The sequence below is a fragment of the Vallitalea sp. genome, assembly GCF_025211055.1.
GTDB lineage: Bacteria > Bacillota > Clostridia > Lachnospirales > Vallitaleaceae > Vallitalea.
Genome location: NZ_JAOARO010000023.1, coordinates 76472 through 101725, shown reverse-complemented (window position 1 = coordinate 101725; position 25254 = coordinate 76472). Strand labels below are relative to the sequence as shown.

General features: G+C 29.6%; 19 protein-coding genes. 6 read left to right on the top strand and 13 right to left on the bottom strand.

The features are described from left to right. Nucleotides 1-249: 249 nt before the first annotated feature. From N4A55_RS03405 to N4A55_RS03380, 6 genes are all read right to left on the bottom strand, one after another. Nucleotides 250-1575, bottom strand: coding sequence for an ABC transporter substrate-binding protein (locus tag N4A55_RS03405; RefSeq protein WP_293754100.1), 1326 nt, complete (start codon nucleotides 1573-1575; stop codon nucleotides 250-252). Between the two features lie 352 nt (nucleotides 1576-1927). Further along, nucleotides 1928-2359, bottom strand: a complete 432-nt coding sequence (locus N4A55_RS03400; protein WP_293754099.1) for a flavodoxin — start codon at nucleotides 2357-2359, stop codon at nucleotides 1928-1930. Between the two features lie 16 nt (nucleotides 2360-2375). Then, a complete protein-coding gene (locus N4A55_RS03395; RefSeq protein WP_293754098.1) occupies nucleotides 2376-2981 on the bottom strand; it encodes a DUF3793 family protein in 606 nt (201 codons plus the stop codon). Between the two features lie 136 nt (nucleotides 2982-3117). Further along, nucleotides 3118-3903 carry a TrmH family RNA methyltransferase gene (locus N4A55_RS03390; protein WP_293754097.1) on the bottom strand — a complete coding sequence of 262 codons (786 nt, stop codon included), beginning with the start codon at nucleotides 3901-3903 and terminating at the stop codon, nucleotides 3118-3120. Between the two features lie 11 nt (nucleotides 3904-3914). Beyond that, nucleotides 3915-4577 carry a potassium channel family protein gene (locus tag N4A55_RS03385; RefSeq protein ID WP_293754096.1) on the bottom strand — a complete coding sequence of 221 codons (663 nt, stop codon included), beginning with the start codon at nucleotides 4575-4577 and terminating at the stop codon, nucleotides 3915-3917. A gap of 52 nt (nucleotides 4578-4629) precedes the next feature. After that, entirely contained in the window at nucleotides 4630-6012 is a 1383-nt protein-coding gene (locus tag N4A55_RS03380; RefSeq protein ID WP_293754095.1) for a TrkH family potassium uptake protein, read from the bottom strand. Nucleotides 6013-6488: 476 nt separating this feature from the next. On the opposite strand from N4A55_RS03380, the gene N4A55_RS03375 reads away from it, so the two are divergent. After that, nucleotides 6489-7682 (top strand): FprA family A-type flavoprotein, encoded by a 1194-nt coding sequence (locus tag N4A55_RS03375; protein WP_293754094.1) that lies wholly within the window; start codon nucleotides 6489-6491, stop codon nucleotides 7680-7682. 50 nt (nucleotides 7683-7732) lie between these two features. On the opposite strand, the gene N4A55_RS03370 is transcribed toward N4A55_RS03375, so the two are convergent. Next, a complete protein-coding gene (locus tag N4A55_RS03370; protein WP_293754093.1) occupies nucleotides 7733-8365 on the bottom strand; it encodes a CBS domain-containing protein in 633 nt (210 codons plus the stop codon). Nucleotides 8366-8633: 268 nt separating this feature from the next. Between N4A55_RS03370 and N4A55_RS03365 the strand changes: the two genes are divergently transcribed. The 3 genes from N4A55_RS03365 to N4A55_RS03355 are packed head-to-tail and all read left to right on the top strand — an operon-like array spanning nucleotide 8634 to nucleotide 10447. Beyond that, nucleotides 8634-8993 carry a GntR family transcriptional regulator gene (locus N4A55_RS03365; RefSeq protein WP_293754092.1) on the top strand — a complete coding sequence of 120 codons (360 nt, stop codon included), beginning with the start codon at nucleotides 8634-8636 and terminating at the stop codon, nucleotides 8991-8993. Then, complete coding sequence (locus tag N4A55_RS03360) at nucleotides 8994-9683, top strand: ABC transporter ATP-binding protein (protein ID WP_293754091.1); 690 nt, start codon at nucleotides 8994-8996, stop codon at nucleotides 9681-9683. It begins immediately after the preceding gene. Further along, complete coding sequence (locus tag N4A55_RS03355; RefSeq protein WP_293754090.1) at nucleotides 9683-10447, top strand: hypothetical protein; 765 nt, start codon at nucleotides 9683-9685, stop codon at nucleotides 10445-10447. The genes N4A55_RS03360 and N4A55_RS03355 overlap by 1 nt, the downstream gene beginning before the upstream one ends. A 155-nt stretch (nucleotides 10448-10602) precedes the next feature. On the opposite strand, the gene pfkA is transcribed toward N4A55_RS03355, so the two are convergent. From pfkA to N4A55_RS03335, 4 genes are all read right to left on the bottom strand, one after another. Next, complete coding sequence (gene pfkA / locus N4A55_RS03350; RefSeq protein WP_293754089.1) at nucleotides 10603-11580, bottom strand: 6-phosphofructokinase; 978 nt, start codon at nucleotides 11578-11580, stop codon at nucleotides 10603-10605. Between the two features lie 78 nt (nucleotides 11581-11658). After that, nucleotides 11659-15120, bottom strand: coding sequence for a DNA polymerase III subunit alpha (locus N4A55_RS03345; protein ID WP_293754102.1), 3462 nt, complete (start codon nucleotides 15118-15120; stop codon nucleotides 11659-11661). Between the two features lie 198 nt (nucleotides 15121-15318). Continuing rightward, nucleotides 15319-17478, bottom strand: coding sequence for a methyl-accepting chemotaxis protein (locus N4A55_RS03340; RefSeq protein ID WP_293754088.1), 2160 nt, complete (start codon nucleotides 17476-17478; stop codon nucleotides 15319-15321). A gap of 629 nt (nucleotides 17479-18107) precedes the next feature. Then, nucleotides 18108-19733, bottom strand: a complete 1626-nt coding sequence (locus tag N4A55_RS03335; RefSeq protein ID WP_293754087.1) for a glycoside hydrolase family 13 protein — start codon at nucleotides 19731-19733, stop codon at nucleotides 18108-18110. Between the two features lie 312 nt (nucleotides 19734-20045). On the opposite strand from N4A55_RS03335, the gene N4A55_RS03330 reads away from it, so the two are divergent. Continuing rightward, nucleotides 20046-21689, top strand: a complete 1644-nt coding sequence (locus tag N4A55_RS03330) for an S-layer homology domain-containing protein (protein ID WP_293754086.1) — start codon at nucleotides 20046-20048, stop codon at nucleotides 21687-21689. An 84-nt stretch (nucleotides 21690-21773) separates the two neighbouring features. Here the strand turns inward: N4A55_RS03330 and N4A55_RS03325 are convergent, their stop codons facing one another. After that, a complete protein-coding gene (locus N4A55_RS03325; RefSeq protein ID WP_293754085.1) occupies nucleotides 21774-23369 on the bottom strand; it encodes a hypothetical protein in 1596 nt (531 codons plus the stop codon). 239 nt (nucleotides 23370-23608) lie between these two features. On the opposite strand from N4A55_RS03325, the gene N4A55_RS03320 reads away from it, so the two are divergent. Beyond that, on the top strand, nucleotides 23609-24166 hold the full coding sequence (locus N4A55_RS03320) for a cupin domain-containing protein (RefSeq protein ID WP_293754084.1): 558 nt from the start codon (nucleotides 23609-23611) through the stop codon (nucleotides 24164-24166). Nucleotides 24167-24249: 83 nt separating this feature from the next. On the opposite strand, the gene N4A55_RS03315 is transcribed toward N4A55_RS03320, so the two are convergent. Then, entirely contained in the window at nucleotides 24250-25218 is a 969-nt protein-coding gene (locus tag N4A55_RS03315; RefSeq protein ID WP_293754083.1) for a M23 family metallopeptidase, read from the bottom strand. Nucleotides 25219-25254: the final 36 nt, after the last annotated feature.

Below are 25254 nucleotides of genomic sequence, written 5' to 3'. Positions count from 1 at the left end.
TTAATCCTCTAAAAAAAGGGTAAAAAATAAATACCCCTATTAAAACGAGTACAGGAAGATACATAACATTAATTGCTTGAGGAGATTTTAACTTACGTTTTAGGTATCCAAAAGAAGTTAACTTATCTTCTCGCTTTTGTTTTTTTAAAGTTTGATTATTCATTTCCATCTCCTCTTCTCAAAAATTATTTATTATGTTCTTTGCTTAATCCATTATTAGGATTAAGCAAAGAACAAGCTACTATTAAATTATTTTACGTTTCTAAGACGAATATATTCTTTTTCCATGTTTTCTGAAAACTGCTCTGGAGTAATTGCTCCTGCAAGCAAGTCTTGTCCATTTTTACACATTGTATCCCACATACCGTTTGGTAAATAAACTCTATCAAAATATGGGAATATACGTACATCTTTATAAGAATCATAATATGAAGTTAAGTCACCTAAATCTACTTCTACATCATTTAATCCAGATGGAACTGCATTAAATTCACAAATTTTCTTTGCATTTTCTGGTCTTGCACAATACTCTAAGAATAATTTAGCGGCATCAACACTTTTTGAATCTTTCCAAACACCAATACTAAATCTTTCTCCACCAACAAAAGTGTGTGTATCACCTTCTGCAATTGCAGGTACTGGCATAATACCACCTTTGATGTCTGGATTGGTTTTCTTAGCTTCTTGAATTAAATAAGGACCGTATACTGCAAAAGCAACTTCGTTATTACCAAATGCCATAGCTGAGTCAGTATATCCAGCCGTTAATACATCTTCATTTAAATATCCTTTTTTATAAAGTTCTAAGAATTTTGCTGGCAATGGTGTGAAATTATTCCAATCAAAGCTTCCATCTTTCAATTGTTCGCCATAATTATCTTCCATACTTATAAAAGAAGGTGTAGCAAAGAAATCAAAGAAGAAACCTACTGGCCATGAATCTTTTCCAGCTAAATGTATTGGTGTAACTTTTCCACCACTCTTAGTTTTGATAGTTTCACATGCTTCTAGTAATTGTGCATAAGTTGTTGGTACGTCAACTCCATACTCTTCTAATAATCCTGCATTGTATACCATACCTGTTTTTTCTTGATCAACTGGTAGTGCATATACTTTTCCATCATTGTCAATAACAGCAGGCTTAATTGATTCACTTAAACGACCAACCCATGATTCATCTCTTAAATCTGCTAAGTATTTACCATATCTTACTTGAGACCATCCATGAGTCTCGAAAATATCAGGTAATTGATTTGAAGCCATTTTAATCTTTAACACATTTTCATAATCTTGCCCAATAGCATTAACTTCAACTTTGATATTTGGATTATCTTTCATGAACTGTTCAGCTATTGTTGAAATCATATTATCTGGATCAGCTACAATTGCTATATCTAATGTTTGTACTTCATCTTTCTTACCATCATCTTTTTTATTATCATCTTTGTTGTCAACAGTTTCTGTTTTGTCCCCATCAGTAGTTTGTTTATTATTATCATTGTTACTGCACCCAACCACCATACCTAGTGTTAATACAATTGCAATTACCATCATTAAATTCTTCTTAAAAAACATTTAACTACCTCCATTTCATTTTACCTTCTTTTTAACTAACTAACTGCCATTGATTGATAGATTAAGCATGTTTGTTAATTATATATAAAATCATACTCCTATCTAGCTGTTTTTTAAATATAATAAAACTATGATCGACTTGTTCATTATTAATATTTGTTGATTTTTAACAGAAAATATTACATTTAAGAACCTACACAGTATATTATAAACATATAACTCAATTTTTATTATAATAATTTAGCAGAAGGTAAATAATTGTTTAATTCTTTGTAACAAAAAAAAGGCTTTTTAATAGCTAATTTTCTTTGCTATTGCAAAAGCCTCTTTATTTTAAAATAATAAAATACAATTAAGCAGTTACAAGTGCTTTACCTAAGTCTATACACTTATCTAATTCTTCTCCTTCAGGCTCTAGATTAACTGTAAGACCGTCCTTAACTAACGTAGCACCACATGATTCCATTCTTTCCTGCCAGTTTCTCATCCATTCTCCATCTCCCCAGTCATAAGAACCGAATAGGGCTAATTTTTTATTTGACCAATCAATATCTTCTAAACTTTCAACAAAAGGTTCCATTTCATCTTCTTCTAATACCTCTGCTCCCATAGATGGGCAACCAAGAGCTACATATGTTGCTTCTTTTACCATATCCTTGTTAGCCGCATCAACAGGAATCATCTGTACTTCTTTTCCTTCTGCTTCTATACCTTTTACAATACCGTTAGCCATTGCCTCTGTATTTCCTGTACCACTCCAATAAATAATTAATGCTTTATCCATTTTATTTACCTCCATATTAACTTATTAGTAATTCAAAAACTTGTTGAGGTGTTTTATGTACAAGTAATTTTTCTGTATGATGTTTTACTTTTTGAATATTATCATATAGTCTATCTGATATATTAGCATCACCATAAATCCTCCAATAATTAACTTTTGTCAAAGGCAAATTAATGACTCCCATGAATCCCATTACATCTTTTAATGGATACCCTAGAAATATTCCTATTTCATCAGGTATCTTTCCCATGCTTATTTTACTAAACAGCTTATCTAAGCAATCTTCTAAGGAATAACTAGGACTATACCCGCATGTTGCTAAAAAGTTCCTAATATTTTTTTTATGTAATATTTTTTGTAGTGCATATTCATTATATATAAATATTTTTATGCTCTTACTAGAGTAATTAATGATTTGACCTTTTATTTTACTACATTTGTTATACATGGTAGTTAATAATTTTAATTTGCCTTGTACGTCTTCTTCGCTTTTTGGTAGGCTTATTATTTCTGCTGGCTTTATTCCTTTTATTACTGGACTTATGGTTTTCAATAATCTCTTTTCATAATCGTTATACACATGATTAAGTATACATTCTTTGTTATTTTTACAAGTTCTCATAAAGACACCTCCATTATGATAATGACATTCATTATCAATTAAATAATAACATAAAAATAAGAAGTTGTGAAGATATTTTTTTAATTCTTTTCAACTTCTTTTTTCTAGCTATATTTATATCTAAGATAATTACTATCTACATGTAATTTCTTTGTCTCAATACTTCATATGCTATTATGCTAGTAGCCACTCCTGCATTCAAAGATTCAGACCTTCCTATCATTGGAATCTTAATGTTCTTATGAGCAAGTTCAGTAATGTCTTCTGACAGACCATTACCTTCATTACCAATCAATATACCAACACTATGTGATAAATCACAATCATATATATTACTACTCCCTTGTAAATGAGAAGCTAGAATCTCAACACCACTTTCTCTAAGAGTATTAACATCTTCTATCAGATCACTTTCTGATATTATAGGTACTCTGAATATAGAACCCATGGTTGCTCTAACAACTTTTGGATTATAAACATCAACAGAACCTTTTGAAATTATTATACCGCTAGCACCAACTGCATCAGCTGTCCTAATAATAGTACCAAGATTACCTGGGTCTTGTATATTCTCTAATATTATTATTAAAGGTTTTTTATCCATTATAATATTTAGTTCCATAGGAACTATCTTGATAATGCCAAGTATACCTTGAGGTGTAACTGAACCTGATATATGCTTCATTATGGAATCACTTACTATCTCGATTCTAATATTTTCTTCAATTAATCCCTCTACATGAGTACGTTGGTTCTCATAGTATGTTTCAGTAACAAGAATTTCATTAATACGGTTCTTATCTATTTCACTAATTATCTTGTTGCCTTCAACAATGAATAAACCTTCTTTTTTTCTTGTTTTGGACTTATTAAGTAACTGCATTATTTTTTTTACTTTAGTATTCTGCATACTAGTAATCATATATTTCATTCCTAATGTTTTATTATATTTATCTTCTTAAGGTCTTTATTACTTCCAATTACAACTAATACATCCCCATCTTTTAGGGTTACATCTGGACCCGGTGTAATACTGATATTAGCGCCCTGTCTGATAGCCATAACGTTCATACCATATTTAGCTCTCATATCTAACTCTTTCAAGCTCTTACCTATCCATTCGTTTAATATAGAAACCTCTACTATACTATAGTCTTCTGACAATTCAATATAATCCACAAAGTTTTCTGAGATAAGATTATTAGCTATTCTAACACCTATTTCTCTTTCTGGGAAAACAACTTTATCTGCTCCTACTTTTTCAAGAACTTTCTTATGGATTTCATTTTGTGCTTTTGCAAGTACATATGGAACTCCTAATTCTTTTACTAATATTGTAGCCATAATACTTGACTGCATATCATTTGATATTGCTATTATAGCTGCATCAAAATTCCTTACTCCCAAAGCACTTAATGCATCTTGGTCTGTAACATCTGCCTGTACAGCGTGTGTTACTGTTGATGCTATATCTTGAATAATTTCTTCATTTTTATCAATTGCTAGAACATCGCAACCATTCATACTAAGTGTTTGTGCAACACTTTTTCCAAATTTCCCTAATCCAAATACTACAAAATCTCTTTTCTTAGCCATTAACATTTACCTTCCTTTCAATATATACCAAGCTTAAATATCTATATACTTATTATCCAACCATTACTTTTTCATCTGGTTTTTTCATACTAGCTTTTGATCTAGCTCTCATTGAAAGAGCAACTGCCATTGTAAGTGGTCCAAGTCTACCAATAAACATAGTAATGCAGATAACAATCTTTCCAATAGTTGTCAAACTTCCTGTTAATCCTAGTGTTAATCCAACTGTTGCAAAAGCTGATACAGATTCAAACAATATGTCCATAAAGCTTCCTGTTTCAGTTACAGATAATATCATAGTTACTGTAATAACAACAGTTATACCTATAGTAATTACAGCCAATGCTCTTTTTATTATATCTTCAGGTATAGTTCTCTCAAAAGCTTCTGTTCTCTCTTTTCCTCTAATACCTGATATAACTGTCAATAATATTACACCCATAGTTACTGTTTTTACACCACCTGCAGTACCTGCTGGCGAACCACCGATAAACATTAATATGATAGTCATGAATTTGGAACCATGGGTCATATCCCCCAGTGGCATAGTATTAAATCCAGCTGTTCTTGGTGTAACTGCTTGGAACAATGAACCTAATATCTTATTTTTCGTAGATAGATTACCAAGAGTATTAGGATTAGTTGTTTCTAATATGAAGAAAAATACAAATCCTATTACTATTAATGAAAATGTTAAAACTAATACTATTTTGGTGTGTAATGTAAATTTTCTAAATGTACTTTTAAAGTTCCACTTATTTTCGAATTTTTGTTTTAGTACTCTAAGTATGTCAATCCAAACAGTAAATCCAAGTCCACCTAATATTATTAGTAACATTATGGTTATGTTGATTATAATATCACCAATAAAAGGACTTAAACTACTATCACCTACAATATCAAAACCTGCATTACAAAATGCTGATATAGAATGGAATATGGCTTTAAATATACCATATGCCCCATCCTTTGGAATAAATCTTATAGATAATAATACAGCCCCTATTCCTTCTATTAATAGAGTACCTAGTAATACATTTTTGGTCAGCCTTACCATACCTGATAATGTATATTGGTTTAATGCTTCTTGTATGATAAGTCTCTCTTTCAACCTTATTTTTCTTCCCATTATTATGAAGAATGTAGTAGCAAAAGTCATAAATCCAAGTCCACCGATTTGAATTAATATTATAATTACAATCTTACCAAACATACTCCAATATTCCAGAGTATTGACGACAACAAGTCCTGTTACGCATACAGCAGAAGTTGATGTAAATAGAGCATCTATAAATCCAATGCTATTCCCATCATTAGTAGCTATAGGTAGATTCAATAATATTGCACCAACTATTATTAGAAATAAAAACCCGAGTACAAGTATTTGTGTAGGTTTTAAATCAATTCTAAATTTACTTATTCCCTTCTTATTCATTAGTTTATCCTCCGCTATGTTATTAAGATAAGACACTTAAAGCGTTCTTAATTAATTCATTATAACATAATATTCATTATGCACAAAGATAATTTTTGCCCTCTCCATATGATTAATCATAATTTTATTGTTTTTTTAAGTATTATAAGTAAAGATTAATTATATTTAAAATTTATATTAATGTTTAACTCATATTGACTTTAATAAAAAGCTGTGTTAATCTACTACTAAATAATATTAATTATTACCTAACTATTAATAAACAGAAAATAACTTTCTAAAACTTATAAATTAAAGTATAACTTCTGCAAAAATAAAAATACTATATGAAAAGAGACTATTTCTCGTCTTCCATAGAAAGTTACAATCGTTAGGAAAGTTTCCTTGACGCAAATGAAAACGTTTCTATTTCATTTGCTTAATTGTAAGACTTTCCTATAAGATAAATAGGAAGTAAATATGAAAGGAGATTATTTATGAATAAAGCAAAAGAAATAAACAAGGGAATTTACTGGGTTGGAGCGCTTGATTATGACATACGTTTATTTGACGTAGTAATGTATACAGAATATGGCACTACATATAATTCATATTTAGTAAAAGGCTCTGATAAAACAGCCTTATTTGAAACTGTTAAAGTCAAGTTTTTTGACGAATTCTTAGAAAGGTTGAATGAAGTCTCATCAATTGATGAAATAGATTATATTGTTGTTAATCATACAGAACCAGACCATGTAGGTTCTATTGCTAAGATTCTGGATATGAATCCTGATGTTACTATAGTAGGAACAGCAATGGCTATAAAATTTTTGAAAGAGATTACTAATAAATCTTTTAAATCAATTATAACAAAAGAGGGTTCTACTCTTGAATTAGGTGACAGAACTGTTGAATTTATCATGGCACCATTTCTTCACTGGCCTGATACAATGTATTCTTATATAAAAGAAGAGAAAACTTTGATTACTTGTGACTCTTTTGGATGTCACTACTGTGATGAAAAATTATTCAACGATAAAATAGAAGGTGACTTCTTAGACAGTTATAAATATTATTTTGATGTTATCATAGGTCCTTTCAAGCCTTATGTACTACAAGCTCTTAAGAAAATAAGTAATATAGATATTGATATTATATGTCCAGGTCATGGTCCAATCCTTAGAAAGGATCTTGATAAATATCTGGAACTATATAAAACTTGGGCAACTGAAGAAAAAAGAGAAAAACCAAGTGTTGTTATTGCATATGTATCAGCTTATGGATATACAGAGAATATAGCAGAAAAAATTGCAGAAGGAGTAAAATCTGTTGAAGGTCTTGATGTATTACTATATGACCTTGTAGAGACTAAAAAAGATGAGGTCATGAATGAAATCAATCTTGCAAAAGGATTATTACTTGGTTCTCCTACAATCGTATCTGATGCTTTGCCACCGATATGGGATATCCTAACTTCCCTTAATCCAATAATCCATAAAGGTAAATTAGCTGGAGCATTTGGTTCATACGGTTGGAGTGGTGAAGCCGTTTCTAATATAGAAGGTCGTTTCAAACAACTTCGTTTCAAAATGCCTGTAGAAGGTCTAAAAATAAAATTCAATCCTTCTGACGAACAATTAAAAGCTGCTTATGAATTCGGAAAAAAGTTTGGTGAATCTGTTATAGGTTAGAGTATTAAGGGGACTTCATTTTATACAGTCCCCTATTATTTTATATTTAATTATTCAATGAATTCTCTTACTTCAAATCCATGACTGTTCAGACTTTTAACAACTTTACGGATATTGTTAGCTTTCACCCTTAGTGTTATTTCTTGTAAACCTAAAACTTCTGTATCCGCTTGAACGATATTTCTAATATTGCCTCCTGCTTTTGCAATGATATCAGTTATCTTAGCAAGTTTTCCTTTAAAGTCATATATGTAAATAACTAGTCTAGGTTCATTCATACCATATATGAATCTAAACCTTTCCAATATAGCTTTTTTAGTTATTATTCCTAATAATTCTTCATCTTCATTAACAACAGGTATAAATCTTAATTTATTATTAGCAAAAAACATTGCAGCAGCTTCTTCAACCAGCATCTTAAGATCATCAACTGATGGAACTTTTGTTTTCATGAATTCTTTTACTTTTCTTTCTAGGAATTCCTTCTTATCTCCACCGTCTTCCTTAAAATAAGTTTCATATACATACTGTCTTGATAGTATACCTATGAATTTCTTTCCTTCCACTACAGGTAGAGAAAGCATGTCATTATCTTCAATAATCTTAAGCCCTTTACCTAAAGTATCATCAATTGAGATAGTATTCAGTTCTTCTGCTTTTTTAATAATTGTACCTATATTCATATAATCACCTCTTATTATTAATAACTAATACTATAACAGTTATTAAAATATTATATATAATGAACTTTAACATCTACACATACATTTCAATAAGTTCAATTTCTATATACTATAGTATTCTTTTTTATCTATTATAAACCTTTTTTTATAAGAATTATTTCTTTATTTCTTTATAAAATAAAAAAAAGATTGACAAGTCCATTTCAATAGTGTACTATATATCTAGTGCACTAGTTATTACATAAAGTTTTTTTACGGAGGTGAATAAGTGAATTTTAATAATAGTATTCCTATATATATGCAAATAATTAATGAGCTTAAAAAAGACATTATTACTGGGAAACTATCACCTGGAGAAAAACTCCCCTCAACTAGAGAATTAGCAATCAAATATAGCATCAATCCTAATACTTCTGGAAGAATATATAAAGAGATGGAAAGGGAAGAAATCACTTTTACTAAGAGAGGTTTAGGGACTTTCGTTACAGAATCAGTATCTAAAATAGAACAAATACGAGATGATATGGCAAAAGATCTAATTAACGATTTTATAAAAGGTATGACAGAACTTGGTTATACTAACGAAATGCTAATATCAATAATCAAAAAAGAAAGCGAGGAAAAATAGATGTTACTTGAGATTAAGAATTTATCAAAAGGTTATCTGTCAAAAAAAGCTGTTAAGAACTTATCATTAACTGTAGAGCAAGGTAAAATATATGGTTTTTTAGGTCCTAACGGTAGTGGTAAAACTACTTTCATGAAAATGGTAGCAGGTTTGTTAAATCCATCTTCCGGTGATATATTGGTTGAAGGAAACAAAGTTGGTGTGAAATCCAAAGAAATGACTGCTTACATGTCTACTGAGAATTTTATATATCCATATATGAAAATAAAAACTGTAGGTGAATTTTATAAGGATTTCTATAAAGACTTTAATATGGAAAGATATAAAGAATTAATTGCTTATATGGATCTTGAAATGGATATGAAAGTATCTTCTTTATCTTCTGGAATGGCTTCAAAGATGAAGATTGCCGTAACTCTTTCAAGAGATTCTAAATTAATTATGTTAGATGAACCACTAAATGGTATTGATTTAGTTGCTAGAGAAAAAATATTAAATACCATAGTTAAATGTGCTAATGATAATAATACAATTATTGTATCTAGTCATTTGGTTGATGAGATGGAAAAAATATTAGACCAGGTTATCTTCATCAAAAATGGTGAATTAGTTCTCATAGGAGATGCTGAAACAGTTAGAGAAGAAAGAGGTAAATCTATTGTAGATCTTTATAAGGAGGTATACGCATAATGCTTAGATTAATGAAATATGAAGCACTTAAGAAAGCAAAATTAATTGTTATAGCCTTAGCTATGTTTGGTTTAATTGAATTAGCAATACTTTTTACTATCTATAAAGGTGGAGTAGCCCTTGTATTCACTGTAATTTTAATATTTTTACTTGGTTTTGGCGGGCTCATATTCTTACTTATAGACAGTATTAATATGTACTCATCCGATTTATATAAAAAGCCCGGATACATGTTGTTTTTAACTCCAACTAATTCCTATCAGATAATTGGTTCTAAATTATTTATTAGTCTGATAGAAGCTACTATAGGATTAACTATGTACATTGCATTTATGGTACTTAATTACAACATAGTCTATAGTAAATATTTGAATGATCCAGGTAGCAATGCACGAATGATAATGGATTTCTTCAAGGGCTTCTCATCTTTACCTACACCAAGTGAAATATTACTTGCTATTGTATCATTTGTTATTAGTTGGTTTGCTTTTATCATAACTATTTATCTAGCTATAACAATAAGAAAAACACTATTATCTAATGTTAAACTAGGAGGATTTTTTAGTTTTATATTCTTCTTGATTATACAAGTTATAATTACTTATATACAATATAAATTAATAGGAAAAGTTGATAATAGTATAACTGTAGGCAAAAATATGACAATGAATTATTCTACTACTTCATTGATATATAGTTCAGTTATAAGTATAATCATGTATGTATCATCATCTACATTATTATCTAAAGGTGTAGATTTATAAGAATTAGAATGTAAATTAGGGGTGTCCTAAGGGATATCCCCTTAGTAATAGTAATTTTTTAAATCATACTTTATGATTCAATTTTAATGAAATTATGCATTAAAAAAGCGAAGAAATAATTCCTCCGCTTAGATATTTCTGTATATTATTTTATATTATATTGATAGAATTCTACTTAGATCATATCTTTTTTCGCTAATTGATTTTTGCATTTCTAATGCTTCGTTAATATCGTAATCTAAGTACCTACCTTCTTTATAAGCTACTACTCTATTGCTTTTGCCTTCACATAATAAATCAACTGCAATTGAACCCATCATAGATGCATGCATTCTATCTACAGCACTAGGACTTCCTCCTCTTTGTAGATGACCTAGTATAGTTGCTCTTGTAGATATTCCTGTTACTTCTTCAATCTTCTTAGCTAATTTAACTGAATCTTCTGGAGAACCTTCAGCGTTAATGATTAAGTTATGTCTCTTACCTTTGTTTCTATTTTCTATTATCATTCTAATTAACTCTTCCTCAGACATGTTTTTCTTTTCTGGTAATAGTACTGCTTCTGCACCATTAGTGATTCCACACCATAATGCAATATATCCAGCATCTCTACCCATAACTTCAACAACTGAACATCTTTCATGGGAAGTAGAAGTATCTCTTACTTTGTCTATTGCTTCCATAGCTGTGTTAACAGCTGTATCAAAACCAATTGTATAATCTGTACATGCTATATCCAAGTCAATTGTTCCAGGAACACCGATCGTATTGATTCCAAGTCCTGCTAATTTTTCAGCTCCTTTGAAGGAACCGTCTCCTCCAATAACTACTAATCCATCAATACCGAATACTCTACACATCTCTGCTCCACGTTTTTGTCCTTCAGGTTTTATAAATTCCAAACAACGTGCTGTATGAAGTATTGTTCCACCTCTTTGAATAATATCTGATACATCTTTGGAACACATTTCATATATTTCTCCAGAAATTAATCCATTAAAACCTCTTTTTATACCTACAACTTTTTTACCTTTTGATAATGCAGTCCTTACAACGGCTCTTATTGTTGCATTCATCCCTGGTGCATCACCACCACTAGTAAGTACTCCAATTGTGTTAATTTGTTTAGCCATATATTTACCTCCATGTCACATGTATTTAAAGTTTTTATTGATTTTAATAAGATTTATTTATATTTTATTAGATTTTTTTTAATTAAATATTCTCTTTACCTTAACACATTCTTGTCCTAAAATCAATTTTAATTTTGTCAATAATTCGTTATTTATATTGACATTATAGTTATTCTGTAATTTTTTTATTGTTTTTTCTTTCTCTAGATATATAATAACTTTGTCTTCACCTTTATATTCAGATATAGGCTTAATAATCTGCCCGTATAATTCTTTGTAGGTCTTAAAATCTTTGACTTTGATATATAGATTGTTTTTTATATTTTCAAAGGGTATTATCCTTTGAAGGATAATCTTTGAGTCTTGTTCATCAACTATACTAACTCTACCTTTTACAAATATCTTGGCATCTTCATTTATTATATTCTTATTCTTCTCATAATCATTAGGGAATATTATGATTTCAACCATTCCATAAAGATCTTCTAGCGTTATAAATGCCATCATTTTATTATTTCTTGTTGATTTTACTGTCTTGGATGTAATCATGCCTCCTATGATTACTTCTTGTCCATCATATAACTTACTGATTACCTCTTCATCTTCTGAATAAGCAAAATCACTGCTGCGTACATTGGTCAAGCTATTAATTTCTTCTTTGTATTTTTCTAGTGGATGACCACTTAGATATATTCCCAATACTTCTTTTTCATTAGCCAGTAATGCTTCTTCTGGAAACTCTCCAACCTCAGGTAATTGCTCTTCAAAAGGATTTTTACCTATTTCTTCAACAGTAGCAAAGTCAAATAGATTAATTTGACCTTCAATACTTCTTTTTTTAGTTTGGATTATGCCATCCATTATTGCTTTATATGAATGCATATATTGTTTCCTTGTTCCTTTTAATGAATCAAAAGCACCCGCTTTTATTAAACTCTCAATCATCCTTTTATTAAGGTCATTACCTGCTAATCTTTCACAGAAATTAGTTATACTAATGTAGTCACCATTTTCTTTTCTTTCAGTCACAAGAGATTTTATAGCAGATTTACCCACATTCTTAATGGCTGCAAGTCCATATCTAATTTTCCCATCTGATACTGAGAAGTCTGCATATCCTTCATTGACATCTGGTGGAAGTAATTGTATTCCCATATTCCTGCAAGTTCCTATATATTCCGATACTTTGGCTGAATTATACATAACAGAAGTTAGTAATGCAGCCATAAATTCAACAGGATAATATTTTTTTAACCATGCTGTTTGATAAGATACTACAGCATAAGCTGCTGCATGAGATTTATTAAAAGCGTATTTTGCAAAATCAATCATCTCATCATAGATTGTACCCGCAACTTTTTCAGAAATGCCGTTATTGATACAGCCTTTCACATTTTCTTTTTTGTTACCATAGATAAAATTCTGTCGTTCTTTTTCCATGACTTTGACTTTTTTCTTAGACATAGCTCTACGAACTAGATCACTTCTGCCCAACGTATATCCTGCTAAATCCCTAACAATCTGCATAACTTGTTCTTGATATACTATACAACCATATGTAGGTTGCAAGATAGGTTCAAGTTCAGCACAATTATATTCTATTTTTTCCGGATTATGTTTACCTTTTATATATTTTGGTATGAAATCCATTGGACCTGGTCTATATAGAGAGATTCCAGCTATAATATCTTCTAGACTCCCAGGTCTTAACTCTTTCATAAAGCTTTTCATTCCGGCACTTTCCAATTGGAAGATACCTTCGGTTTTTCCTGAACCTATAAGTTCATAGACTTTTTTATCATTATAATCTATATCTTCTATAGTTATATTAACGCTCCTATAAGCTATCTGCTTAAAAGCATTTTGGATTACTGTTAATGTCCTAAGTCCCAAGAAATCCATTTTTAGAAGTCCTAACTCTTCTAGAGTTGTCATAGTGAATTGGGTTGTGATAGCACCATCATTAGCATTAAGAGGTACATATTCCATAACAGGTTCTTGACATATAACTACACCGGCTGCATGAGTTGAACTATGTCTTGGCAACCCTTCTAACCTCATAGACATATCAATTAAGTATTTGGTTTCTTCGTCTTCTTCATATAGACAACTTAGTTCACTATTAATTTTGAGTGCTCTCTTAATATTGATTCCTAATTCTGATGGTATCATCTTAGCTACTTTATCAACTTGAGCATATGGAAGGTCAAGTGCTCTACCTACATCTCTAATAACCGCTCTAGCTGCCATTGTTCCAAATGTAATAATCTGAGCTACTTTCTCTTCTCCATATTTTTCTACAACATAATCAATTACCTCTTGTCTTCTTTCATAACAAAAGTCTATATCTATATCCGGCATACTGACACGTTCTGGATTGAGGAATCTTTCAAAAATCAGATTATATTTAATAGGGTCAATGTCTGTAATCCTTAGAGTGTACGATACTATACTTCCCGCTGCTGATCCTCTACCTGGACCTACCATAATTCCATTATCTTTTGCATATCTTATGAAATCCCATACTATTAAGAAATAATCCACGTAACCCATTTGTTCAATTACTGAAAGCTCATAATCAAGCCTATCCTGTAATCCCTTAGTAGGTACTTTATATCTTGATATGAGACCATCTTGACATAATTTTCTTAGATAAGATTTGGCATCGTATTCTTTTGGTACATCAAATTTTGGTAATTTGGTATTACCGAATTCAAATTCAACATTACATCTTTTTGCTATCTCATATGTATTTTGAAGAGCTTCCTTTGCATAAGGGAACAACTCATACATTTCTTCTGGAGACTTCAAATAGAATTGACCGCCTTTGTATCTCATTCTATCTTCGTCATTTACCTTTTTGTTGGTTTGGATACATAATAATATATCATGTGCTTTACTATCTTCTTTGAAAGTGTAATGAACATCATTACTGGCAATAAGAGGTATTCCTGTTTCTTTGCTAAGTCTAATTAGCTCCTGGTTGACTTGTCTCTGCTCTTTGTAACCGTGGTCTTGTAGTTCTAAGTAAAAATTTCCTTTACCTAGGATCTCATTATATCTTAATGCTATTTCTTTAGCCTTATCATAAGACACATTTAATATAGCCGACTGCACTTGTCCACCTAGGCAAGCACTTGTTCCTATTATCCCTTCACTATACTCTTCTAGTATTTCAAGATCTATTCTTGGTTTATAATAAAAACCTTCTACAAAAGCCTTTGATACCAACTTCATAAGATTCTTGTATCCTACTTGGTTTTCTGCTAATAGAACAAGATGATAGAAAGTAGAATCAAGATGGGAGTCTTTATCTGTTCGTTTTCTAGCAGCTACATATACTTCGCAACCAATTATGGGCTTGATGCCTTCTTTTTTGGCAGCTCTGTAAAAATCTATAACACCATACATTACACCATGGTCTGTTATAGCTATACTATCCATACCTAATTCTTTTGTTCTAGCTACAAGCTCTTGTATCTTACTAGAACCATCAAGTAAGCTATACTCTGTATGGACATGGAGATGTGTAAAATTCATTGTATCCTGTACAGCCATATAAAATCACACCCTAACTACTCTAAATACATTAATCTATTTTCATGGTTAATCTACAATTAACAGTTTATATTAGTCTTATATATAATATTCATAAATATTTCTTGTTTACTAATTTTATCATATAATGTGGAAAGGGACAATATTATGATAAAAAAAGGAGCCATTGGCTCCATCTTCTTAATCTATTATGAATTCATCTAAACTGCTATTCATTTGTTCAATAACCTTGGCTAATTCACCTGACATATTTACAAGCTGTTCTGCCGAGGATGTTTGTTCTTCTCCAGTAGCTAATACTTCTTCAATGGCTGCTGCCGATTCTTGAGCTATAGATGCTATACTTGTTATTGAAGTTATTGCCTCATCTTGAATTTCATCAAAACCTGCTAACATTTCAAATACTTGATCAACTTTATTCTTTATTTGATCCATATTTTTAACTATAATACCAAATGCTTTGTCTGTTTTATTAACTGCTTCCTGCTGTCTTACAAAAATATTTCCGCCTTCTTCTATCATTTTTGCTGTTTCGTTAGTGGCTGTATGTACATTCCCTACTATCAATGATATATCTTTTGCAGCATCTTTTGATTGCACTGCAAGTTTCCTAACTTCATCAGCAACAACTGCAAATCCTTTTCCTGCTTCTCCTGCCCTTGCTGCTTCAATAGCTGCATTAAGTGCAAGTAGATTAGATTGTTCACTTATTCCATCTATAAGTCCAATTATATTCAATATCTCTTTGAATTTATCAACTAAGCTTAAAATATCTTTTTTATAGTTATTGGATAATTCTGTTGCATCTATAGTACTATCATTTAACTCTTTAATAATACTTGTAGCTTGTACACTTATTTTTTTTGTATCTTCTGTAGCCTCAACAACTTTGTTGAAGTAATCATCCGTTTCATTGAATTTGTCAATAAACTTCTTGACAACATTTGCGGCATTTTCTGCATCTCTTGCTTGTTCCATTGCCCCTTGTGAAACGGATTCAACAGCTATAGTAACTTCTCTTGAACCAACAGCAGAATGTCTTGCTATTTCTGTAACCTTATTAGAATTATCAGATACTACCTTTGTTAAATCTCTATTATTATTTATGAGGTTCTTAGTACTTTGGAGCATCATGTTATAACTATTAGATAATTGACCCATATCGTATTTACCTTTTATGTTAGATATAGCTGTAAGGTCACCATCTTCTACTAATTTCATTCTATTTCTAATGTATTTAATAGGATAGCTGATGTTGAATGATACTATGCTAGATAGTAAAATTGCAATAATACTTATTCCCAGACAAAGCCATATAATTATACTTCTAGTTTCATCTACAATTCCTAAAAATTCTTTATTGGATATTTGTTGCACAAAGAACCAATTATTACTACATCTTATATATGAAGTCATCTTACCATTGAGGTTAAAATTATCACTAATTACTTCCTCTTCTTCATCTATTCTTTCTGTTATATTTTCAAACTCTTCAAATGGTTGTCCTAACTTACCTGAGTCAGCGTTATATACAATAATTCCATTCTCATCAATAATGAATTCATCTGTTTTATCATTAACATTTTCAAAAACTTCTGTTATATATGATTTTTTGACCTCAATTATCAATACACCGATTTCATGTGCAGTTGATACCCTAGTCAATTTTCGCATTAAATAAATACTTTCTGGATTATCGTAGATATTGCTTAACCATACCACCCTGCCTCTAACTTCACTTACCTTTTTATATATGTCACTATCAAAGAAACCTTCTGATATCTTTCCATTAGTAGATTTACATTCTATTACTTCATCTTTTTTTATAATCATAATGTTTTGGATATTTGTATTTGAATATTGTATAGAGAATAGTTTTTCATTAATTAATGATTCTCTTTCTTTTAGCATCTCAAATAGGTTACCATAGTCATCCTTTTTCTTGGCTAATGTTTTGACAAAAGAATCATCACTCATTATAACCATTGACGTATTCTCTATTTCTCTTAATTTCATATTGATATTTTCATTAATGCTATTTATTAATTTTGCGTTATTACTCTTAACTTGGCTTGTCATTGTATTCTTGACTAGTCCTAAGATAACCAATGATATTATTAATATTGGTAGTATTGCTGCAAGAGTATGTGATATTGTTAACTTCAGTTTCAAAGGGAATCGTTCTTTTATCGCCTTATTATAATTTTTTATGCTTTTCACTTTTTCTTGTTTCTTCAACTTTTTATTTTTAATTTTTTCATTAATAGATTTATTAGTTACTGCTTTAGATCTTTTAGCTTTTTTAGAGAATTTTATTTTATTATTTCTCTTAAGTTTCACAAAATCACCCATCCCATCTGTTTTATCATTAGTTAAATTTCCATATTTTTCACATATGAATATTATACTATCATATACTTTATAATGCAATTATATTGTTATTTTTAAGTATATTTCATCTATTTTTGTAACATATTAGATAATTTATTTTTAAATATTAATTAACAAATGCCAAGATCATTGAATAATCATTATTGATCTATAGTAATATTTACTATAAATAATTTATTTTTTCGACTAATTAGTTAAATTTATTGAAACTATATTTATAACAGAAATATAATTTAAGTACTTAGTCCTACTATCATAAATTACAATATCTACACTATAATATGTTGTTTTTATTATTTTAATAATTTATCAATATGCTTACAATTGCATAAATTGTCATAATTATATTGTCTACAACAAAATTTGACAAATAGTTAATTTTATTATATAATAATTCATGCTTTAGTATTTTAACAAACAGCGTTTTGCGATAGTTCCCCTTAGTACTATCGTATTTTTTTATGTAAGAAAAGTGACTACGTCACGTCTTCAGTAGGAAGCCCATTTGCTATGACAATTTCATGGGGTTTTAATCATAAAAAACACCGTAATGTATTATGGGATAATCTATATTTTAGTTATTTTATAAGATAAATTCTTGCTTCATATGGTTGTAATACCTCTTCACTAACTGATTGTTTATAGTTACAAAGTATTAATTCCTTGTCTTTTTTATATAGTTTAGGAATCGTATATTCAGTAGTTTCACCATAGAAATTACACATAACCAATAATCTAGTATTTTCCAATGTTCTTGTATAAGCAAAAATATTCGGGTCTTCTTCTAAAAGCAATTCATACTTACCATCAATAATTACAGGATATTGTTTGCGTAGTGCAATCAATTTCTTATAATAATTAAATATTGAGTTTTCATCTTTTAATGCTAGTTCTGCATTAATCTCAGTATAGTTAGGATTAACTTTCAACCAAGGTTCTCCTTTGGTAAAACCTGCATTATCTGTATTATCCCACTGCATTGGTGTTCTTGCATTATCTCTACCTTTAGCATAGATTGATTTCATTACTTCATCTTTAGCATAACCTTTTTGCATACGTTCTTTATATATGTTTAAGGTTTCTATATCACGATATTCATCAATCTGATATTTCACATTGGTCATACCTAATTCTTCACCTTGATATATGTAAGGTGTACCTTGCATACAATGAATAACTGTTGCAAGCATCTTAGCTGATTCTACTCTATACTCTTTATCATTTCCTAATCGAGATACAATTCTTGGTAAGTCATGATTATTCCAGAATAAACTATTCCATCCACAACCATGTAATTCTACCTGCCATCTAGATAAAACTTTCTTCAATTTTATGAAGTCTAGAGGAGCTAGATCCCATTTTTCTTTGCCTTCTTCTTGGTCTAAACCAATATGTTCAAATTGGAAAACCATAGAGAATTCACTATTGTCTGGATTACTGTATAGTTTTGCAAGTGAAGGTGTTGCTCCCCATGTTTCTCCTACCGTTATAAGATCCCCTTTTTGGAAAGTTTCTCTACTCATTTCCCTAATATATTCATGTAGTTTAGGCCCATTATTAGTAATCTTGAGGTCAGGTTCTTTCGCTATCTGATCAATAACATCTAAGCGGAATCCTCCTACTCCTTTGTCCATCCACCAATTAATCATATTATAGATTTCTTCTCTAACCTTCGGATTATCCCAATTCAAGTCAGGCTGCTTTACAGAAAATTGGTGAAAATAATATTGACCTAATTCTTCTACCCATTCCCAACAAGAGCCTCCAAAGCATGCTTTCATATCATTAGGTAATTCTCCTTCTACTCCATCTCTCCATACATAATAGTCATGATATTTATTATCTTTACTCTTCTTCGCTTCCACAAACCATGAATGCTCATCAGAAGAATGGTTTAACACTAAATCTAATATTATTTTTATATTATGCTCATTAGCTCTAGTAATAAGATTCTCTATGTCTTTGATACTTCCAAACATTGGGTCTATGTCCATATAATCGGAAATATCATAGCCATTATCATCTTGAGGTGATTTACAAACTGGTGATAACCAAATAGCATCTATCCCAAGTTCTTCTAAATAGGCTAATCTATTTATAATTCCTTGTAAATCTCCTATTCCATCACCATTACTATCCTGAAAACTACGAGGATATATCTGATATACCACTGAATTTTTCCACCATGATTGATTATTATTCATCTTTAGTATCCTTTCTATGTTTTTTTGTACGCTTTTTCTCCTAGTTAATTTAATATTATTGCATTAATAGCACATTGCTAAACCTAATAATTTATTTAGTATAGCTGCATTCATTTTTATAGGTAATAGTTTAGTAAATATACTATATAATATTATATTTTATATTTCTAGATATCCATTGTCAATATATTCATAAATTTGAGTACGATTTTTTTATTATACTACAAAACCTCATATAATAAGGTATTAATTTTTAACATTATTAAGTAAAAATATGTTATAATATTACAAATAAAATATAGGAGGTAATTTATGAAGAAGAAACTTGGTTTAATAATTATTTTAGTTATGCTATTTACTTGTAGTGCATATGCCGGTGGATGGTATCCTGGTGCAAGTGATTGGGCTACTGAAGAACTGGAAAATGCATTTCAAAACGGAATAGATAATGGGTACAATGATTACAGTTGTAATATTACCAGAGTACAGTTTGCTGAACTTATAATGAATATGTATAATCAAATGACAGGAAAATATCCAAATCCTGCTCCTAGTAATACATTTTCTGATACTACTAATAAAAATGTTCTCATGGCAAATGCAGTAGGGATAATTAATGGTATAGGTAATGGTGTCTTTGCTCCAGAAGCTCCAATAACAAGACAAGAGATGTCTATTATGATGAGTCGTACACTTGATAGCATGAATATAGATTATTATAAAGGTGATGGTATTTTATCTGTAGTTGATAAAGCTAGCGTAGCTAATTGGGCAGTATCTGGCGTTGATTTTGCTTTTGAAAATGGTTTTATGAAAGGTAATGGTACTAACTTCAAACCACTTGCCAATACACCTATTGAGCAAGCGGTTATTATAGTTAATAGAGTTTTTAAAAAATATTATACTAAGCCTATAGAACCTAATGACTATACTAAAGGATATGATATTTCTATAGAAAACGAGGAAATTTACGCAACATTTTATAATAATAATCAAAAAATTAAGATAGGTAAAGGTATTATTTATAAGATACTTGAATCAGATACTAGTAAATTATATTGCCTAGATACTGGTATTGTATATAGATATAACTTTGAAAAAAATAAAGTTGATTGGAAATATGAGAAGGAAAGACTTACTTATGTTACTCTTGTAAACGGTGATAAGTATGATGGATATATTATATTAACAGAAAGTAGTATGCTTGACAGTTATGTGTATTCAGTTTTTAATACTGATCTAATTGAAATAGGTAAAATATATAAATGGAATAATAAACAAGATCTTAATCTAAAAATTGAAAAGCTTTTGAATAAGTATAACAGAGAAACAACTGGTTCTGAACCGTTTTCTATTAAAGTTGTAGATCCTTCTCAAAAATTTAAAAATGCAATTTTTACAAAAGATTTAATTAAGTTTTATAGTAATCCATATTATTCTTTTGAAGATGATTATTTATCTATAACTCCTCGTAGTAGTGAAAATAAAAATATAACACCTATTGCTGTTTTGGGAAATGATACTGGAGTATGGGGCTATAACGCTTATGGAGGAATATATCAAGTAGATGTATGCTTATCTAGTGATGATGATAGTAATGCTGGTATAGTATTTAATGTGGATAGAATTGCTGATGGATATAATAACTTCTTAGGATTCTATGCAGGCATAGATGCAGAAGGTAATAAAGTAATGCTAAGAAGAGGTATAGGTAGAAATAATGGTGATTGGAAAAATATAAGTAATGAAAAAGTTGGATTTGATATAAAACCAAATGAATATTATACATTAAAAGTTGTAAAGAATGGTTCATCTATTCAAGTTTATCTTAATGATATATTGTATATAACAGCTTCGGATGATAGTTTTAAGGATGATATTAAAATGTTAGGACTAAGAACATGGGGAAAAAGTGCAAAATTCAAGAATTATACTGTTAACCCACTACCATATTAAAATATCTCATTAATACTAATTTAGCGAGTAATTATCCTAGATAATTACTCGCTTTTAATTTTGGGTCAACAATTGAATATATTATTAGTCTTCATTGGTATATTCAAGGAACTCAATCTCTTTTGGTATAATTACTACATTTGCTTTCCAAATACTATTATGGTTTAATTCCTTTATCTGAGATAATTTATTAATTAGTATAGTAGGATAGACAATATTATCTGCTTTAGCAAAAACATTCTCTTTAGTGTCAAATACGATATCCACATATTCATCTTCTCTTGATATATAACCTGTATCTTCCCCATTTAAAACAGCATTATCAAATCTCATCCTTTGGATTTTATTACTATAACTATCATCTATACATGTTATCTTATAGTATCCACCTTGTAATGTACTATTATAATCCATATTATTACCATCTTCTACATAAAAGGTTTTAACAATCTTAAATATACTTTCAGCATTAGCTGGTACAGGATTATCCCCCCATATGCTGACCTTTGTAATACTTGTATCATTGACAATATCATCATCTACTTGACTCTCGAAGTTTTGGGTAAATCCATTTATGTAATCAATAGTATTATTAATATAATTTATTCTATCATTTTTTTGGAATTTTTGTCTATTTTCTAAATAATAGTCTATAACATTTTTTATATTATTCGTTTCTTCAAGGACTTTTCCAAAAATTTTTAGAGTATCGTCATCACCAACAATAAAATTATCTGCCATAATCTTGGATATATCATTATCTGCAATTATTTCTTCTGTTGAAATATGTTCATTATTTTCTTTATCAAAATCATAGTGATATCTAGTATGTGCTATTAAATGCTCTTTACCTGTTTCATCATAAAAGTATTTTTTGTAATCAGTATCATATTTTTTGTATCCATCTATTTTATTTACTTTATTTACCACTTTATATTTCATATCAGGATTAAGGTCGTAATTTGATTGGATGACCTCATTACTAAAACTACCATAAGTTACTTTGATTAGATTAACATCTTCAATACCAAAATTAACGGCTAATTTACTATATCCGTTTTGTTCTTCTATTATAAAACCATCCTCATAGGAAAATTCACTATCTTTTGTAGCTCTTAGATCCGTTAAATAATACTTGTAATTGTTATTTTCCAACGTAACAAAAACAACCGTTCTATAATCATCTTCATTAGTATATGTAACAATAATGGTATCAAGTTCATTGTCGCCAGTAAAATCTATATGGTGTAACACATAATTATCATAATTAAAATTTTCACCTTGCATTTCACAATAAGCCAAACCAAAAGTTTCATCATCTAATAAATATTTTTTTATAGCCTCAAAATCTTTTAGTTTTTCATCTACTTGTTTTTTTGATATTTCATTATTTGGGGTTGATTTTGTTGACTCATTTGATGTATCTTTATCATTCCCTTTTGTTATATTCTGGTCCTTCTCTTGTTCCTTATTGTTCTCTTGTTTACTTGCTTCTTCTTCTTTATTATTAATATCTTGTTTTTTATCAGATTGTTCTATTTTATCTTTATTTTCATCTTCTGAATTTTGTTGTGATACCTGAATCTTTTCTTCGTCTGATTTAACTGGTTCTTTTGTGGAACAACCAATTAAAACTAGCATTAAATTGAATATTAATAATAAGCATGATATTTTTTTCATATTTTCCTCCTATTTCGTTACATCAGAAATTTATTTACTGGTTATCTTTTTTATAATCTGATTCTAACAGTTTTACCTGTATTACTAGTATATATGATGTGATTTAAAAAAACAACAATAATATTACGCTTGTAATCATTTTTTTGTTTTTATACTATAGTTATGATTTTAATATATTGAAGTACCTTCTTTATAAATAAGGCATATTATATATTAAATCTATGAAAAAGGAAAATACTATGTATCATTTTTATAAAAAATATCCTTGTCCTTACTATGATGATATACCAATATACGATCCATATGATATGTTTTATGATAGGTATGAATATCCTTATTATGATGATAGTCCAATCTATACTTCAGAGTTACAATTCATGGAATTGAGAGATTATGGACCTGAACCATATGTAGTTAATATTGATGAAGCTACTAGACAAAATAATAATTATCGTACAGCCTTATGGACAGGGGACAATTTGCAAGTAACATTAATGAGCATTGATGTTGGGGATGATATTGGTTTAGAAGTTCATCCAGATGGTGATCAATTCATACGTATTGAAGAAGGCGAAGGCCTTGTTAGAATGGGAGATAGTAAAGATATACTGGATTTTCAAAAAAGAGTTTATGATGATTATGCGATTATGATACCTGCGGGTAAATGGCACAATGTAATCAATACTGGTAATGAACCTCTTAAATTATATGCTATCTATGCACCACCTGAGCATCCATTTGGTACAATTCATGAGACTAAGGAAGATGCAGAAGCTGATGAAAACTACAATCATTAATTCTAGAATGCAATTTGATATTTAGAAGATAGATAATTATACCCCCTCAAACACTGTGTTTGAGGGAATAATTATATTAATGCTCAATTATAAGTTCTAAAACATAAATCCATAGTATTAATGATTGTAGATTCATTAGTTATATAAAAAACTTGTTCAGGTCTTATATGATTCTCTACTTCCCATTTACCATACTTATTTTTTACCCATCCTTTTTCAGTAACCTTTCCTTTGCCTACTTCAAGATGAATATGATTCCCTGTAGATTTACCACTATTACCTTCTTGAAAATAGATTTCACCTTGCTTTATTTTTTTACCAATATATAGATTGGATATATCACTATCATGGCCTGTCATCACAGTAACATAATCATAAGAACCATCTACATATTTTATTTTTTTATCACTCTCTAACCATACAAAATTTTGTTGATTATTTTCCGAATATATCTTCCTAATTGTCCCGTCAAAAGGTGCATATAAACTTTCTGAGTTTCCATTAAGTCCTACTAAATCTATTGCATAGGTACCTTTATGCCCTATTTCTCCACCTATACTTTGTGATATATTAATATATTTCATATTAAGAATAGCAAGGTCTTTTGTAGCAGTATTTTTTTTATCAGTATCTTCTTTTTCAATAATTGAAATAGTGGTATCAATTATTTTATTAGAATTGATGTATAATTTGAATTTATACTTTCCAACTCCTAAAGATGAAAAATCTATTTCTTCTATATAATTATATAGGTCAATACTCTTAGTATTAGTAAGGTTACGTCTTTCTAATGCTATCAAATTATTATTTGTATCTAAAAACGCCCATTTAATAACGTCTATGGAGTTATCAGAAGTGATAACCCCTTCTATATTCCCATAATCTCTACAAGGAATTTCTGTAGTTAATAATGTGTTATGTAACTGTATTCCCTCTATATTTAACTCTATAGTATTAGTACCTGTGTTTAATGCACTTATATTACTAGCAAATGTCACCATACAAAATTTCAGAAATAAAAGTAAAGATATAATTACTAAACATTTCTTCATCTGATGAATTCCTTTCCGTTTCTTTAACTTCTGTTG

Excerpts from the sequence above, each read along its gene's own strand:
- N4A55_RS03360 (WP_293754091.1), top strand. The coding sequence starts at position 8,994 with ATGTTACTTGAGATTAAGAATTTATCAAAAGGTTATCTGTCAAAAAAA.
- N4A55_RS03345 (WP_293754102.1), bottom strand. The coding sequence starts at position 15,120 with ATGAATTTTACACATCTCCATGTCCATACAGAGTATAGCTTACTTGAT.
- N4A55_RS03400 (WP_293754099.1), bottom strand. The coding sequence starts at position 2,359 with ATGGATAAAGCATTAATTATTTATTGGAGTGGTACAGGAAATACAGAG.
- N4A55_RS03315 (WP_293754083.1), bottom strand. The coding sequence starts at position 25,218 with ATGAAGAAATGTTTAGTAATTATATCTTTACTTTTATTTCTGAAATTT.
- N4A55_RS03385 (WP_293754096.1), bottom strand. The coding sequence starts at position 4,577 with ATGGCTAAGAAAAGAGATTTTGTAGTATTTGGATTAGGGAAATTTGGA.
- N4A55_RS03320 (WP_293754084.1), top strand. The coding sequence starts at position 23,609 with ATGTATCATTTTTATAAAAAATATCCTTGTCCTTACTATGATGATATA.
- N4A55_RS03325 (WP_293754085.1), bottom strand. The coding sequence starts at position 23,369 with ATGAAAAAAATATCATGCTTATTATTAATATTCAATTTAATGCTAGTT.
- N4A55_RS03395 (WP_293754098.1), bottom strand. The coding sequence starts at position 2,981 with ATGAGAACTTGTAAAAATAACAAAGAATGTATACTTAATCATGTGTAT.
- N4A55_RS03380 (WP_293754095.1), bottom strand. The coding sequence starts at position 6,012 with ATGAATAAGAAGGGAATAAGTAAATTTAGAATTGATTTAAAACCTACA.
- N4A55_RS03375 (WP_293754094.1), top strand. The coding sequence starts at position 6,489 with ATGAATAAAGCAAAAGAAATAAACAAGGGAATTTACTGGGTTGGAGCG.
- N4A55_RS03355 (WP_293754090.1), top strand. The coding sequence starts at position 9,683 with ATGCTTAGATTAATGAAATATGAAGCACTTAAGAAAGCAAAATTAATT.
- N4A55_RS03330 (WP_293754086.1), top strand. The coding sequence starts at position 20,046 with ATGAAGAAGAAACTTGGTTTAATAATTATTTTAGTTATGCTATTTACT.
- N4A55_RS03405 (WP_293754100.1), bottom strand. The coding sequence starts at position 1,575 with ATGTTTTTTAAGAAGAATTTAATGATGGTAATTGCAATTGTATTAACA.
- N4A55_RS03390 (WP_293754097.1), bottom strand. The coding sequence starts at position 3,903 with ATGATTACTAGTATGCAGAATACTAAAGTAAAAAAAATAATGCAGTTA.
- pfkA (WP_293754089.1), bottom strand. The coding sequence starts at position 11,580 with ATGGCTAAACAAATTAACACAATTGGAGTACTTACTAGTGGTGGTGAT.
- N4A55_RS03370 (WP_293754093.1), bottom strand. The coding sequence starts at position 8,365 with ATGAATATAGGTACAATTATTAAAAAAGCAGAAGAACTGAATACTATC.
- N4A55_RS03335 (WP_293754087.1), bottom strand. The coding sequence starts at position 19,733 with ATGAATAATAATCAATCATGGTGGAAAAATTCAGTGGTATATCAGATA.